The 15,231-nt window shown below is 66.3% G+C and carries 9 protein-coding genes; 1 reads left to right on the top strand and 8 read right to left on the bottom strand.

Features of this window, described 5'->3' with window-relative positions:
* Window positions 1–94: 94 nt before the first annotated feature.
* The 7 genes from ACKN61_RS20525 to ACKN61_RS20555 all read right to left on the bottom strand — a co-directional run bounded on the left by ACKN61_RS20525 (window position 95) and on the right by ACKN61_RS20555 (window position 11,573).
* Entirely contained in the window at window positions 95–2,374 is a 2,280-nt protein-coding gene (locus ACKN61_RS20525) for a hypothetical protein (protein WP_408951004.1), read from the bottom strand.
* Between the two features lie 94 nt (window positions 2,375–2,468).
* On the bottom strand, window positions 2,469–4,625 hold the full coding sequence (locus ACKN61_RS20530; RefSeq protein WP_408951005.1) for a hypothetical protein: 2,157 nt from the start codon (window positions 4,623–4,625) through the stop codon (window positions 2,469–2,471).
* A 171-nt stretch (window positions 4,626–4,796) separates the two neighbouring features.
* Window positions 4,797–5,069: a hypothetical protein gene (locus ACKN61_RS20535; RefSeq protein ID WP_408951006.1), complete on the bottom strand. Its 273-nt coding sequence runs from the start codon at window positions 5,067–5,069 to the stop codon at window positions 4,797–4,799.
* A 12-nt stretch (window positions 5,070–5,081) separates the two neighbouring features.
* Window positions 5,082–5,765 (bottom strand): hypothetical protein, encoded by a 684-nt coding sequence (locus ACKN61_RS20540; RefSeq protein ID WP_031371144.1) that lies wholly within the window; start codon window positions 5,763–5,765, stop codon window positions 5,082–5,084.
* Entirely contained in the window at window positions 5,762–7,546 is a 1,785-nt protein-coding gene (locus ACKN61_RS20545; protein ID WP_408951007.1) for a hypothetical protein, read from the bottom strand. The genes ACKN61_RS20540 and ACKN61_RS20545 overlap by 4 nt, the downstream gene beginning before the upstream one ends.
* A 33-nt stretch (window positions 7,547–7,579) precedes the next feature.
* Window positions 7,580–10,027, bottom strand: coding sequence for a hypothetical protein (locus tag ACKN61_RS20550; protein WP_408951008.1), 2,448 nt, complete (start codon window positions 10,025–10,027; stop codon window positions 7,580–7,582).
* Between the two features lie 358 nt (window positions 10,028–10,385).
* Window positions 10,386–11,573 carry a S1 family peptidase gene (locus tag ACKN61_RS20555; protein ID WP_408951009.1) on the bottom strand — a complete coding sequence of 396 codons (1,188 nt, stop codon included), beginning with the start codon at window positions 11,571–11,573 and terminating at the stop codon, window positions 10,386–10,388.
* A 706-nt stretch (window positions 11,574–12,279) separates the two neighbouring features.
* Between ACKN61_RS20555 and ACKN61_RS20560 the strand changes: the two genes are divergently transcribed.
* Window positions 12,280–13,590: an iron-containing redox enzyme family protein gene (locus tag ACKN61_RS20560; protein WP_408951010.1), complete on the top strand. Its 1,311-nt coding sequence runs from the start codon at window positions 12,280–12,282 to the stop codon at window positions 13,588–13,590.
* Between the two features lie 106 nt (window positions 13,591–13,696).
* Here ACKN61_RS20560 and ACKN61_RS20565 read toward each other — a convergent pair whose 3' ends face one another.
* On the bottom strand, window positions 13,697–15,091 hold the full coding sequence (locus ACKN61_RS20565; RefSeq protein WP_408951011.1) for an aspartate aminotransferase family protein: 1,395 nt from the start codon (window positions 15,089–15,091) through the stop codon (window positions 13,697–13,699).
* Window positions 15,092–15,231 lie beyond the last annotated feature (140 nt).

A 15,231-nucleotide genomic window follows, 5' to 3' on the forward strand; every position in this document is an offset into this window, starting at 1 on the left:
CGCCGCGACCAGCGGACACGCATAGAGATCGAATCCAACGACTCCATCGCCACCGGATCCCCGCCTCCGCGGGGACGGACAGCCACGGCGAACCTCAAGGCATCTTCAACACCAGATCGGTCGCGTCGGTCGCGGCCCAGTTGGTGGTCTTGTTGGTGCCGTTCTCGAGCAGGTAACTGGCCTTGTACTCGTAGCGCATGCGCGCCGGGTCGAGGTAGTCGTACTCGAACTCGCCGGTGGCCTGGGCGCTGTCGAACTCGAAGTCCTCGGCGAACGACAGGCCGCCGGCGAAGTCCTCGAAACGCAGCGACACCTTGGTGCGGCGCATCTTGCGCTTGGCGAAATCGGCCGGCGGCTTGACCGTGACGATGCGCCGGCCCTTCATGCCGGACTTCAGCATCACCCGGTTGCCGTTGGTCACCGACTCGGGGATTTCCTCGATGTCGCGGCCGTCCTTGTAGAGGATGCTGACGCTGTAGAACACGCCCTTGACCTCGGGGTTGCGCAGGTCCACGGCGAAGGTCTGCGCGGCGGAGCCTTCCTGGAACGACATCTGCTTTTCCTCCAGCAGGTCGTTGGCGCGATCGACGTAACGCAGGTCGACGAAGGCCTCCTGCACCTCGCTCCAGTTGAAGTTCGGCACCACCTGCACCACGCGCCGGGTCGGGAACGGGTTGCGTACCGTCACTTGCGGCTCGTCCTGGGTGGTCCAATCGCGCACCACATCGCCGCCGGCGATCGCATGGAACACGGTGCGCACCTCGTAGTTGACCTTGGCCGGGTCGAGCATGAACATCTTCCAGTTGCCGCCCGGGGCATCCTTGGTCAGCCGCACCAGGTCGCTCTGGTTGATCTTGTTGGCCGGGTCGCGGTAGCGCAGGAACACATCGACCGAACTGTAGCGCTCCCACGGGAAGTTCTCGGCCAGCACCGGCACGGTGTTGATCGTGTACAAGTCGCGCGGGATGATCTCGATGTTCTCGACGTCGTAGATCTGCGGCTTGGACTTGAGCTTGGTCGGCCGTTCGGCCGCGTCCACGCCCTTGAAGCTGACTTCGTATTCGACTTGCACGTCGCGCTTCATCGCCCCGCGTTCGAGCTGGCTCAGCCACTCGAAGCTGGCCTCGCCGGCGTTCGCGCCGAGCAAAGCGTTCATCGGCTTGTCGCCATAGCGCACCCGTACGTTGATGCTGCCGATGTCGTCGGCAGCCAGGTCGGCGCGCGAAATCACCTTGACCCGGCGCTTCTTGAAGAAGTCGTTGTCCAGACTGATCTGCTTGACCAGGCGCTCGCGCGGCACGCTGCCCTCGCGGATGGTCTTGAACAAGGCCGCCAGATGGCCCTGCGGATAGATCGAACGCTTGATCGCCACGCGTTCGGAGAAGTTGACGTTGAGCTTCTTCTTGTCGACGCGCTTGTAGTCCATGCGCTTGTAGCTGAAGCTCGGCATCAGCGCGCCGATCGGCCCACCGGCTGCCTGGGCCGAAGACTGCGCGGCGAACTTGCCGATCGCATCCAGGCCGCGCTCGAAGTCGGATTTCTTCTCCGGCGTCCACGGCGGCAGGCTGACCTGGAAGAAGGCGTCGGTGATCATGTTGCGCACCTGCGCCAGGGCGGCGTCGCGGCGGTCGATGATGCCGCGGGTGTCGTCGCCCTCGGCGACGAAGGTGTCGGCCTCCAGCACGATCGCGCGGTTATCGACCAATTCGTCGACCGCCTTGCCGATCTCGGTGGAGAAGAACATGTTGCCGCCGGAGAAGCTTTCGTCCATGTGCTTCTGGACCCGCTCCCAATCGACCTTCAGGCTGATGTTGTAGGCCGGGCGCAGGCCGAGGAAATCCAGCGAGTAGATCACCGCCACCGGCAGGATCTCGCCCTCCAGGCACTGCTCCATGACCGTGTAGCCGTCCTGGTCCAGGCGCACCGAGAACGCGGCCTGGTTGGAGCCGTACAGGGCCGGTTTCGCCGACTGGTCGATCTTGAGCACGAACTGCGGGCCGGCGCCGGGCGTGGGCGCGACGTCGCCGCTGGCCTTGCCGAGCATCAGCAGCTTCACCGTGCCGTCTTCCAGCGGCACCGGCGCGATGCGCGGTTTGTTGCGCAGGTTCTCGCTGTTGGCGATCTCGCGGGCGAGATCGTCGAGCTGTTTCTGGCTGGCGCCGATGTTGCAGTCGAAATTGAGGAACCCGCCGGTGCCCGCGTCGCCGCGGAAACCGATCAGGAGGAACTGCGGCACGTCCATGCCGAGGGTGTTGTCGCGCACCGTGGTCAGGTGCGGCGTGGTCGGCATGTAGTACCACTGCTCGGGATCGGCATGGTCGGGGAAGACCGAGATGCCGTTGATCTCGCGAGTGCGGCTGTCGAGGAGAAGCATGATCGGACTCCTTCCGAGTCAAGCATGATGGAACGTTCGGGTGACGCGTCGGCCGTCGCAGGGCCCGGCCAACGGGTGGCCGGGCTGCGTGCGATCAGGCGGCCGGAAGCTCGAGGAAGACCGTCAGGTCGGTCTTGGTCTCCGGGCCCACCACCTTGCGTTTGCCGTCGCTGAGGAAGTAGGTGACCGTGGCCTTGTACTCCGGCGCGTCGCCGTCGTTGAGCGGCAACTTCCAGCTCTTCTCCTCGTCGCCGGGCTTGAAGCGCAGGTCGATGCGCTTGGGCCCGTGCGACAAGGCCACGCTGACCATCTTCAGCTCATCCCAATTGAGCAAGTCCGGCACCACCGCCACTTCCAGCGCTTCGAGCTTCTTGCCGACCAGGATGGTCGAGCGCGTCGCGACCTTTTCGGCCTCTTCCTTGCTGGTGCCGTCGGCGAACAAGGTGGTGACCGAGTACTTGACCTCGCCCAGGGCTTCGTCGACGACCGGGAAGGTCCAGTCGAACGAAGTCATCTCGCTCGACAACGTGACGATGCTCTTCTGCGCGTACTTGTTGGCGGTGTCGGTATAGCTGGCATCGACGGTGATCGAAGCGATCTCCGCGGCCAGATCGCCGGCGGCGCGGAAGCTGATGGTCTTCGATGCCGAGAACGGGTCGTCGACGTACAGCTCCTTGGCCTGCTGCTTCGCCGTCTTCTTGACCTGGCGGCCGTCGGCGAGCGTGTACAGGAACTCCAGGTCGATGTCGTTGGTGCGCGGCGCACCGATGATCTTGCGCAGCTGGAAGGTCGGCGTGTCCTTGGTCATGTTGAACTTGGCTTCGACCGGCTGCTTGCCGCCCTTGTAGCGCACCGTGACCTGAGTGCGCGGCACCTGGGCGAAGTCGATATCGCCGGGGCCGATGTCGAGCGCGAGCACGCCGAGGTCGTCGACGTTGATGGTCAGGTTGGTGTCGTCGGTCTTGATCTCCTCCGACACCTGCTTGAACGTCGCGCCCTTGTAGTTGACTGTTACCTGATAGGTGAAGTCGCGCTTACCCTCATGCACGAAGGCTTCGAACTTGGCCACGTCGTCGGGCTTGGTGAAGACGAATTCCTGCACCTTCTTGTTCGGGCCGTAAGGGTAGCGGATCTTGACCTCGACGCTGTGGATCGGCAGGTTGGCGAAGTCTGCGTTGACCCGCATCACCACCTGCACGGTCTTGAGGAACTCGTCCAGGTTGATCTTGGAGTAGTAATCCTCCCACTTCAGCGGCTTGTTCTTGTCGTCCTTGAGCGAGGTGATGGTCGGCAGCATGCCCTGCGGATTGCGGTTGACGATGACCGCCTTGGCCTCGCTCCACTCCACCCGCACGTTGGCCATCTGGGTCTTGTTGATGCTGCGACGGATGTCTTCGATGTCCTGGCCTTCCTGCAGCTCCTTGGTGTTCGGGTCGACCTCGGCGATTTCCTTGAGCAGGTTGCGCTGCACCGCCGCTTCCAGTTGCTTGTTGATGATCGCGCGGATGTCGGCCTCGAGCTTGGCGTTGTCCTCCGCACTGAGGTTCGGCGCCTGCACGAACTCGAAGTGGCTCTTGGTGACGTCGTTCTTCCAGCGGCTGGAGCTGACCGCCTCGGTGTAGCTGTCCTCGCTGTACCAGTTGTCTTCGGTGTCGATGGTCTGTACGAAACTGTAGAACTCCGAGGCGTTCCAGGTACCCCAGGCTTTCATTTCCGGCAGGCGCATGTACAGGTTCATCTTGTAGACGACCTGCACCGCCGAAGCCGAACCGGTGCTCAGGGTTTCCTTGAAGATCGCCGTGCCCAGCTCGGACAGCTCGACCATGAACGAGGCCACGTTCTTGCCGTAGATCGAAGGCTTGCCGGCGCCGCGGATCTTCTCGACCAGGGCGCCGCCCTCGGTCAGCAGCAGCTCGACGGTGCCGTCGGTCCAGGTCACCGGCGCGATCGCCACCTTCGGCGGCGTCTTGCCCTTGTATTTTTCGGCGAGCTTCTTCTGCAGCTCGGCGGCGATCTTGGTCTGCACGTCGGCGGGAACCGACAGCTCGGTGTCGAAGGCGATGAAACCGCCGAACTTCTTGCCGCCGTCCTCGCGGATCTGGCCGTACTCGACGAAGCGCAGCGCCAGACCGCCGCTGGCCATCTTCGCGAAGTTCGGCGCGTTCGGCATGATGTAATAGGTGAAGTCGTTGGCGTCGTCGCCATAGACCACATGGTCGTGAAGCGTATCTACGTTGTCGATCTTAAGCATGGACCTGCTCCTTATCCGATGTCTGAAATGCGCGCGTTCCTGTTGCGCGCCTGCCTGTTCCGCGACTGTCCTGCGTGCCCTTTCCGTGCGATGTCACGACCGTGCTTCGCGACGCAACGTAGTTCGGTACGAATGATTCAAACGCCGACGACGCTTCGCACCGGACAACGATCACACTTTTTTTCCAGCTGTTTTCAGCGACGTTTCGAGCGCGCACATGCCCCCATCGATGCGCGCTTGCGGGCGCGAATCGGTGTATCGAAGGCGAAGGGCATCGACGCGATTCGACATCGCGCGCGGCTCTCGTCGTTTTTCCCTGGCGGCATCGCCGCCGACGCAATGCGCGTCACCCACGGACCCGAACCGCTCCGCGAACGGCGTATGCCAGCGCGTTCGCGGTCGCGAGACGATCCAACCGGGCCGGCCGCCGCGCACGACGGCCACCGACCCGCAACTCTAGCTACGCGGCAGACCCCAATCGGCGGCATCGGCCGTGTACTGCTGTGTTCCGTCGGCATCGCCGCCGTCGTCGGTGTCGACCTGGCTTTGCCGGTATAAGCCGGCGCTCATCGCCTCATCGCCCTGGCGCGAGCGCAACGACAGATCGACCTCGACCGATTCGCTCTGATAGGCCGACGCACTGCGCCGCATCGGCGCGGCATCGGTGACGGCGTAGCGCACCGCCATCCAACCGTGTTCGCCTTGCAGTGCCTTGCGCACCTTCGCCGCCTGCTCGCCGTCGAGCATGACGTTGAAGGCGGCGTGGTAAGGCGGCACGCCAGACGATTTGCTGTGGGCCAGCGCGACATAAGCGCCTTGGCCGTCGCCGAGCATCAGGCTTGCGCCGTCGACCGTCACCGGCGCCTGCCGCAGCGTCACCCGCTCCAGCGGCAGTTGCGCGCGCCCCGCCAGTTCGACCCGGATCGCATCCAAGGTCGCCGCCGACACGCCCCAGGCGCTGGTCAGGGCCAGCATGACCACGCTGCCGACGCTCATCAGGTTGAACTGCGGCCGGCCGTCGGCGCCGCTGGCCAGTCCCGGCGAACGGGCGCGGTAATGCCAGGTCGCCGCTTCGTCGGCCGGCGCCACCCACACGCCGAGAATGTCTTCGTAATTGTCGCTGCTGTCGCCGGCACTCATGTGCGTTCTCCGATCGTCGTCCTTGGGGCGTCGCTGCTGTGCAACTGCAGCGGCGTGTCGGGTTGCAACACCTCGGACCAGGGCGACTGCGCCGACCAGCGCCAGCGATAGCCGGAACGGAACGGCGACAGCGACAGCCAGGTCCACTGCGCCTGCGGCGTGCTGCGGGTGAATCTCACCTGCCTGCGTCGTGCAGGCTGGTCGACGGCGTCTTCGGGCGCGATTTCGATCACCCGCTGCGGCGCGTCGTCGTCGAATTCGCAATGCAGGGCCAACTCGCGCGAGCCGCTGCCTTCGAAGCTGAAGGCATCCAGGCGCAAAGCTTCGGCATCGACCGGCGCCATCGCCCGCTGGGTGCCGTCGCTGCGCGCACGCGCGTTGGCGCGGATGGTCGCCTGCTCGACGTCGGCCGGAATGGCGAAGGCGAAGCTGGCCGAGCTGCGGTCCAGGTTCGCGCGCGCCGACCACGGCTTGCCTTTGCGCAGGCCTTTGCACTCGACTTCGATGTCGGCCTGCTCGACGAACACCGGCTCGGCCTCGACCGGCACGAAGCGCAGGCCGAAGTCGTCCGGCGCGACCAACAGATGCTCGCGGCTCGAATTGCGCAGCGGGCCCTTGATGGTTTCGGCGCGCCCGTCCGACAGCAGCAGGGCCGTGGCCTGCCACGCGTAATTGAGCTCTTCCTTCGGCGACAGGCGCAGGTCCAGAGTGGTCGGACGATCCGCCGCTGCGAGTCGCGCCGAGGCCTTGATCGTGAACATGCGCGCCGGCGGCTTGGCCGGCACTTGCACGTCGACCTGCGCCTGGACGATGCCGATACGCCGCTCCGGCAGGTTCGGCCGCACCGTGATCGCACGCCAGCCGCTGCTCAGGCTGCGCACGTCGTGACGCCGCACCACCGTGTCGTGCAGGCTTGCCGCCGGCAAAGTGCGCAGCGGGCCGAGCGGGTCGGCTTCGACCGCGAACAGGCGCGGCGCCAGCACCGGCTCGGACAGATTCCAGCGCACCGAACCGGTCGCCATCGCCGCGGCATCGAAGGCGACGCGCACGCCGGTGGCGGCATCGGCCGGCGACGGCAGCAGGTTGGCATAGCGCACGACGAGGCGATCGATCAGCGCATCGGCGAGCGGCTCCTTGAGCAGATCGCCGGAGCTCGCCGCGAGGCCGAGGCCCATGCTCTGCGGCGCGTCGATCAAGCGCTGCCGTAACAGCGCCAGGTCCAATGTGGTGGTGCCGCCGCCCAGGGTCCTGACCGCCGTCAACAACGCGGCCGGATCGAAGTTCACCGTCAGCGGCAGGCGATCGGCGACGCCGCGCACGCGCAGCCAAGCCTGGCCGTTGACCGCGAGCAGACCGCGCTGAAGGGCGGCGACGAACAGATCGGTGGCGGCGCTGTCCAGGCGCACCGCCAACCCCGTCGAACCCAAGCTGGCACTGTCGAGCGGCAACAACTCGCCGAGCGACGGCGGCAGATCCAAGGCCTCCACCGCGCTCAGGCGTAACCAGCCTCCTTCGTTCGGCAACGCCGACAAGGCGAGGTTCTGGCCGGCATCGAAGGTGGCGCGGCGCGCCTCGTCGAGGCCGAACTCGGCGGCGAAGGCGATCGACAGGATCGAGAAGCGCTCCAGCCCGGCACTGCCGCGGTCTTGCTGGAAGATGTCGAGACGCATCGGTGGCTCGCTGCCGGCGCCGTGCGCCGCGAGCAGCACCGGCGGCAACTGGAACGCGCCGGGACGCTCGTAGGCGGCGAATGCGATACGTTCGCCGACTTGCATCGGCATGCGCCAATCGGGGCGGCCCGAGAACGACATCGCTCAAGCCCCCGCGATCAATACGGCGGGTTCGTCGGTGCGGCACCAGGGCGTGCTCGGCAGGCTCTGGCCCGACGTGTACATCACCGTCTGCCGATACTCGTAGAAGCCTTCGCTGTCGCGGCGCAACAGGATGTCCATCAACGGCACCGGCACGTCGACGTCGACGGCGAGGTTGGCGGCGTCGAGCACGGCGCGTTTGTTGCCGCGGAACTCGACGATGATGCTGGCGATCTCGCCCGCGGCGTGGCCGGCGTTGAGCAAGACCTCGGGCGTGGTCATGAGCCGCACCGGACGCACCGTTTGCTGGTCGATGGTCTCGTCCAGGGTGTATTTCATGATCGCCTCGCCGTCGGGGATGCTGCGCACCGAGGCGGTGTTGAAAATCGCATCGGCCGGCGCGCTGCCGCTCAGGGCGGCGGTCGGCTGGACCACGAAATCGACGCCCTGCTCCGGGGCGATCTCGACCGGCTGGCTGAGGTCCAGGCCTTCGATGCGGCCTTCGACCAGGCCTTCGCCGCGCGTGATCCAGGTCGGCAGGCGGGCGATGCGTAACTTGCTCTCGGTGGCGTTGAGCAAGCGCACCGCCACCGCGCCGGTCTGTGGGTCGGGGGTTTCGATCGACTGGAACAGCTCGCCTTCCATGTCGGCGAAGTTGAGCTTGACCGGCACCATCACGTTCTCGTTGATGCCGGTCGACACCACCACGCTGCCTTGCAGCAGGTTGGAGTTCGACAGCGACATCAGCACCGCGAACACTTCCTGGAAGTCGTCGAACTCGAAACGCTCGTTGACGGTGAAACCGTTGTCCCAGTCGATCGCCGCCGGCACCGTCTCAAAGCGGATCGCGCCGTCGCGCATCAGCGCCAACTGCAAAGTCGAGCTGGCGCGCAGCAGGCGCAGGTCGAACTCGCGCTGCGGGTTGTCGGCGCTGGCCGGCACCTTGCTGGCCAGTTCGCGGCGCGCGGCGAGCAGGCGCTCGCCGTCGGTGACCGGGCGCACTTCGCAGGTCAGGTCGACCTTGGCGTCGTCGGCGTCCGCGCCCTGGTCGATGCGGAACGCCAGCGACGGCGCATGCGGCGCTTCGCTGCGGCGCGCAAGTTTGAAGGCATCGGGCAGGTAATAGATCCGCGCCGGGTCGCTCATGTCCTGGAAATAGGCATGGCTGCGGCCGCCGCTGGCCGGATAGCGCAGCGAATGCACCACCCAACGCGGCGCCGCCGGGCCGGGCTGGGCGCCGGACGGATACAGATAGGGATGCAGCACCGGCTCGAAGAACAGCGGGATCGCCCAGTCCTGCGACTGGTTGGAAACGTCGTAGCGCGGCTCCGGCGCCGGCTCGGGTTGCGGCTCGGGCTGCGGTAGCGGCTCCGGCTCGGGCTGGACGATGATCGGCTCGCCATCGAAACCGCGGCGCTTGATGTGCATGCGCATGCCCGGCATGGCGGCGCCGCGCGCCATCATCGCCGGCTTGCTCATCTCGGGCCTGCCCATGGCCGGCTTGACCATCGCCGCCGGCGCCGCCCGCAGGCTCGCCGCCGAAGCGCGCGACAAGGCGGCCGCCGACACACTCGCCTGCGGCGCCCGCGACAGCAGCATCTGGCCCTTGATCATCATCAACTGGCGCTTGGGCGCATCCGGCGCCGGGCTGGCCGGCAACGGCACCGCCACGGTGTAGCCACGCGAGATGAGCAGGCGCGCCTGCGACTCGTTCGACATGAAGGCTCGCAGCAAGGCATCGCGTTCGGCCAGGCTCAGGCGCAGCATCGCCACGCAGCCGCCGCGCGGGTCGTCGATCAACTCGCCGACCGGCAGGCGTTGCTCGATCGCGGTGCCGGCGGCGCGGTAGCTAATCACCGCACTGCGCGCGACCGGCAGCATCTGCGCGCTGCGCGCGGCGTCGCCGATCTCGGCGGCAGGATAGGTTTCCATCGCCACGCTGACCGCCCACAGGCCGTCCTGGGCCTGCGCGACCTTGATCTCGTAGCGGCCGCCTTCGTTGCGTACGCGATAGCGTGGCAGCCAATAGCGCTGCTGCGGATGATGCGGATCCTCGAATAGGCAGCGGTCGTCGGGCGTAGCGCTCGGGCTGATCGGATGCGGCGACTGCGAACGCACGAAGCCGGCATCGGCCTTGATCGGAAACAAGCCCGGGCGCAGATCGTTCAAGCGCGGCCGCACCGTCCGACCTTCGAGCTGGGCGATGATCGCCGGTTGCGCGCGCAGCAGCGCCGGGTTGATCCGCATCGCCGGCATGACCGGCATGACCGCAGGACGCGCGACGACCTCCGCAACCGCTGCGGGCGCGACCACCGCAGGTGCGGCGACAGGCGCGGCCACCGGCGCAGCAACGGGCATGGCGATCTTGATGGACTTGGCGGGGGCAACGGCGACGGCCGGGCGCACGCCGGCGACGATCTGGTTGAGATTGAGCAGACGGCCCGGGGGCATGCGGTTCTCCTTGAAATCAGCGTCGGAACGCTGTCCGGCGAGGCGGTCCGGCCTCGTCGGGTCCTGGGTATCGATTGAGTGCGCCCATGGCGCCCATCACCTGCAATACAACGCGACGCCCGCGCGGCGTAGGACGTTGCATGGATGAAACGGATTCGGCGCATCGCGCATTCAGCACCGGCGACGCGCCTGTCGACGGCTAAACCGATGGCCCGATCGGCGCAGCGATACGGGTGTGGGCGCAAAAGAAAACGGGAGCGCCAGGCGCTCCCGTTTTCTGTCGCGACTTGCGACGACTTGCGACGACTTGCGATGGTGCCGCCGCGCGCGACACGCGGCGGCGGGATGCGAGTACCGCTTACAGCGTGACCAGGCTGAGCCCGTACAGCTCGAGAATCGGATTCACCGGCTGGAACCAGGTCGTCGCCGTGAACTGGCCGCAATTGTGCTGCGCGCCGGGAAGGATGTTGGCGGCGGAGGTCACCCCCTGCGCGTGCTCGTACACGTCGATCCAACCGCCACCGGAGTCGCCGTAACCGGCGCAGGCATTGGTCTGGGTCAGGCCATAAACGACACCGCGGGTCGTGTTCACGGTGACGTTCTTGGCGGTGATGAAGCCGCATTGATAACCGGTCGTCGCACCCGAGCGGCACACCACCGCGCTGTAGTGGGCCTCGTTACTGCCGCGCACGTAGAAATACGCACCGGCGTAATTGCTCACCCACGGCAGCACGTCGTGCTGAGCGCCGAGAGCCACCCAGGCCCGGTCGGCGCCGGGAAACTCCGACGCCGCGATGTGACCGGCAGGCGCGCCATCGAGCCAGATCGATTCGCCGACCGTGCCGCAATGGCCGGCGGTGACGAAGCCCTTGGTCGCGCCTTGCCGCACCGCGAAGCCGACCGAGCACGAAGACCCGCCGCTCTTCTGGTAAGCGCGGCCGGCGTAGACCGACGCGGTCGGTTGCGGCACGCCTTCCATGACGGTGAAACGCAGCAAACCGCTGCCTGCACCGCTGAGGGCTACGAAATCGATCGCACGCTCCATCTGCTCCGGCGCCACGCTGATCAGCACCGAGTTGCTGGCCGGGTCGACATGCCAGGCGTGCACGCCGTCGAGCGGCCGGCTGATGCCCGGCACCCGCGCCCGCGCGCTGCGATCCAGCCGCGCTTTCGCCGCTTCCAGCTCGGCCAGGCTGTAACGCACCTTGCGCAGTTGCACGCCCTCGAGCGTGAGCCGGGCGCGCGGATCGGACGAAGCGACGATCAATCGCACTTCATCGTTCTCCCCTCGCTCGATCCAAGTCCCTCCGTAATGCGCGCCGAGGCGCCGCTGCGCAAGCGCCGCCGTCGCCGGCGCTTGGCTCTGCAGTTGCAGCCAGCGGGCGGCTTGGGTCGCGGATAAATCCAGATCGCGCTGGGCGGCGCCGAGCATCTCCGGATTGACGTTCATCTGCGATGCCCCGGCGGTAAACGCGACGCAGCAAAGCAGGGTCGACACCACTACGCCGGCACCGGTACGGCCCAGCCAGTCTCGAACGATCGACATACCCATCTCCTTTGGTTTGAAACATCCAGCCGCGCGCTTAGGCGCGGTCGCGGTCCGTCGCGAATGTCGTCGGATGAGTACATTCGACGGACACGCTCAGCTAACCCCATCCGCGCGAGCGATGCAGTTGCGCAGGTCACAGCGGCGTTAGCCACCGCATCACAAACCCGGCAAACGACGGCTGCGCCGCAGTCGCTGCAGGCGCTGGGCCCGCATAGCGCTGCGTGCGCTCCTTCGAAGACTCTGCGTATCGCGGCGATCGCGCCTGCTCCGCGCCCGGCGCGGCTCCGGCCGGGTCGAAACGCATCGTCCCTGTTCAGCTCACCCGACAACGGGCGGCCTCGCGGGTCACAGCTACTGCGACAGGCCGGCGCTTCGATAGACGACAAGTCCGGTGCCGACGACTCCCGGCGCCGCAGCCATTCGGCTGGCGTGCTGCGTCCTCGTCGAACGCTCCCGGCGTCGCAGAACGTGCTGCGACGGCTTGATAACGTGACCTGCCTCGCATCAGTTCCGGCCAATCGCGTGACTTGCATCGCGATCACGAGCGGCCTTCTGGCACAGGCGAAGGCTATCGAAGCAAAGCGCGTGCACGGCGGCCCCACGCCGCAGGCACTCGATCGAGCGGGCCACGGCGAACACGGGGATCGGCGCGGCCCGGGCAATCCAAGTCATCCACTCTCGTCATCACAGGACGGACCAAAAGATGAAGACTGTTTCGCCACCACAGCCGTGTTCGACCAAAGTCGTCGACATCGACCAGTTCTGGAAACTCGCCGACGCTCTGCAGGATGCAACCGTCGAACAGGCGAAGGACATGTTCTCCTTCGTCGAAACCGCCAGCCCGGATCGCCTGTTCTCGTTACTGGCGCAATACCGCTACTTCACCGTTTATTACATCACCGATATCGCGCTGTTGATCGCCAGGCTGCAGCCCGGACGGATGCGCAGTTTCCTCGCCGACATTCTCCTCGACGAGTTGGGCGAAGGCGACCACACCCAAGCGCATCCGGAGTTGTACGACGAGTTCCTGGACAGCCTCGGGATCGCTCATCCGCCGCTGGACAGCATGGCGCTGGCCGGCAACATCGCGTTGTTGGACCAGACCCGTTCCAATCTGATCGACCCCGCCTACAGCACGGCCTACGGCATCGGCTTGCGCGGCATGGGCGGCGAGTGCGTATGCCAGATCTATCTCGCTCGCCTGTACCAGCATTTGCTGCTCAATCCGTACATCCAACAACACAAGGACACGATCGCCTGGAAGTTCTGGGAGCTGCATGTCGGCGAGCACGACATCGCCCATCGCGAGAACCTGCGCAAGCTCATCAGCGACGAGATCGCGTCCATGGACAGCGGCAGCGTCGAGGCGCTGCAGGACGGTTTCTGCGACAGCATGACGGCCTGGACCTCGTTCTGGCAGAACATCCAGGACGCAGCGACGATGCCCGACGGCCATGACGCCGCCGAACGCGCCGCGGTCGGCGAGATCATTCTCGGACCGGCCGGCGACCGCGGCGGCGGTACCATCCGTCAATTCCATCTGGCCATCGGCGTGCACGACCTGGAACAAGCCCGCCAGTTCTATTGCGATGTGCTCGGCGCGAAACAGGGCCGGTCGACCAGGAATCTGATCGACCTCGACTTCTACGGCCATCACCTGGTCATCCACCAGACGCCGGGCGGCAGCGAAGGCGCCGAGACCTCGTTCGGGTCTGCGTTCTACGGCGAGACCGTACGGGTGCCGCACTTCGGAGTGAACCTCGACTGGAAGGATTGGAGTTCGTTGGCCGACCGCATCAAGTCGCGGGGGCATGCGTTCATCGATCCGCCGCATGTGCGCATGCGCGACCTGCCCGGCGAACACGCGACCATGTTCCTGAGCGACCCGAGCGGCAACTCGCTCGAGTTCAAGGCCTTCCGCAACCATGATGAAGTGTTCTCGGTGATCTTCTCCGACAGCACCCGCGACATCTTCGGCCTGGATGCGCTGGTGGAGAAAGCCGCCACCGCCTGATGCGGCATGGAAGGAAGCCCGGTATCTTCGGGCTTCCTTCCACTGCGGCAGGACGCCTCTGATTCAGGCGCTGCACGAAGCGAGGAGCGGCTCGGCCAAGGCGCGGTTATTGGGCCAGGTAACGGTCGGCGACGTTCAATGCATCGTCGATGATGGCCAACCCCGTCCGTAGATCGGCTTCGCCGATGTTGAGCGGCGGAGCGATGTGCACCCGGTTGAAGTGGACGAAAGGCCACAGCCCCTTGTCCTTGCACGCCGCCGCGAACTCGGCCATGGGCCGGTTGTCGGCGCCGGCCGCGTTGTACGGAACCAGCGGTTCGCGGCTGGTGGGATCGCGCACGAGCTCCAAGGCCCAGAACATGCCGAGGCCTCGCACCTCGCCGATCGACGGATGCCGGCTCTTGAGTGCTTCCAGCGCGGGCCGCACCAGCTCCTCGCCGAGGCGGCGAACGCGCTCGATGATGCCTTCTTCGCGATACACGTTCAGACAGGCGACGGCGGCCGCACAAGCCAGGGGATGGCCCGAATAGGTCAGGCCTCCCGGGAATACACGTTGAGCGAAGGTCTGGGCGATACGCTCGCTGATGATCACGCCGCCCAAAGGGACATAGCCGCAGTTGACGCCCTTGGCGAAGGTGATCAGGTCCGGGACCACGCCCCAGCGATCGATAGCGAACCACTCGCCGCAGCGCCCGAACCCCGCCATGACTTCGTCGGCCACCATGACGATGCCGTGCCGGTCGCACAGCTCGCGTACGCCGCGCAGGTAGCCGTCCGGCGGAACCAGGACGCCGTTGCCGCCGACGACGGACTCCAGTACGACGGCCGCCACGGTATGCGGGCCCTCGACCATGAGCACATCGGCCAGGTGCGCCAGCGCGCGCTCGCACTCCTGCGCCTCGGAGTCGGAATGGAAGGCCGAGCGATACGCGTACGGCCCCCAGAACTTGACTGTCCCGGGCATGCCGGGTTCGGCGCCCCAACGGCGCGGATCGCCGGTCAGCGATATCGCGCCGGCGGTGGCGCCGTGATAGCTGCGATACGCCGACAGGACCTTGATGCGGGTGGTGTGATGCCTGGCGATGCGCACCGCGTTCTCCACCGCTTCGGCGCCGCCGCTGGTGAAGAACACCTTGTCGAGATCGCCGGGAGCCGCTTGCGCGATCAATCGCGCCGCTTCGCCCGTGGCTTCGTTCGCGTGATAGGGCGCGAGCGTGCAAAGACGCTCGGCTTGAGCCTGGATCGCGGCGATCAGCTTGGGGTGCTGGTGGCCGAGATTGACGTTGACCAACTGGCTGGAGAAATCCAGCCAGGTCCGGCCGCTCTCGTCCCAGAAGCGGGAACCGCTGCCTCCGGCGACCACCACCGGGTCCAGGGAGGCTTGCGCCGACCACGAATGCACGACATGGGCGCGGTCGTTCCGGTAGGCCGTAGATTTTCCAGCGGCAGACGTCGCCGCGGCAGTCGCAATCTGTTCGGTCTGGATCTCGGTATCGGTCATCTCGGTCTCGACTCCGATGGCGGGGACAGCGCTCGGTTGACGGTTCGCATCGCCCGGCGATGGCCGTCGAGCGGCGGCGCGCGGCCCGTCCCGGTGCTGCGCCACGCGCTACTACTTCAGCAGCTTCCTGCAGCCCGGGA

The organism is Lysobacter sp. Hz25 (assembly GCF_046097045.1).
Classification (GTDB): Bacteria; Pseudomonadota; Gammaproteobacteria; order Xanthomonadales; family Xanthomonadaceae; genus Lysobacter; species Lysobacter antibioticus_B.

Bases quoted from the DNA above. Each gene is read 5' to 3' on its own strand.
- ACKN61_RS20530 (WP_408951005.1), bottom strand. From the start codon at position 4,625: ATGCTTAAGATCGACAACGTAGATACGCTTCACGACCATGTGGTCTAT.
- ACKN61_RS20560 (WP_408951010.1), top strand. From the start codon at position 12,280: ATGAAGACTGTTTCGCCACCACAGCCGTGTTCGACCAAAGTCGTCGAC.
- ACKN61_RS20525 (WP_408951004.1), bottom strand. From the start codon at position 2,374: ATGCTTCTCCTCGACAGCCGCACTCGCGAGATCAACGGCATCTCGGTC.
- ACKN61_RS20555 (WP_408951009.1), bottom strand. From the start codon at position 11,573: ATGTCGATCGTTCGAGACTGGCTGGGCCGTACCGGTGCCGGCGTAGTG.
- ACKN61_RS20545 (WP_408951007.1), bottom strand. From the start codon at position 7,546: ATGCCGATGCAAGTCGGCGAACGTATCGCATTCGCCGCCTACGAGCGT.
- ACKN61_RS20565 (WP_408951011.1), bottom strand. From the start codon at position 15,091: ATGACCGATACCGAGATCCAGACCGAACAGATTGCGACTGCCGCGGCG.
- ACKN61_RS20550 (WP_408951008.1), bottom strand. From the start codon at position 10,027: ATGCCCCCGGGCCGTCTGCTCAATCTCAACCAGATCGTCGCCGGCGTG.
- ACKN61_RS20540 (WP_031371144.1), bottom strand. From the start codon at position 5,765: ATGAGTGCCGGCGACAGCAGCGACAATTACGAAGACATTCTCGGCGTG.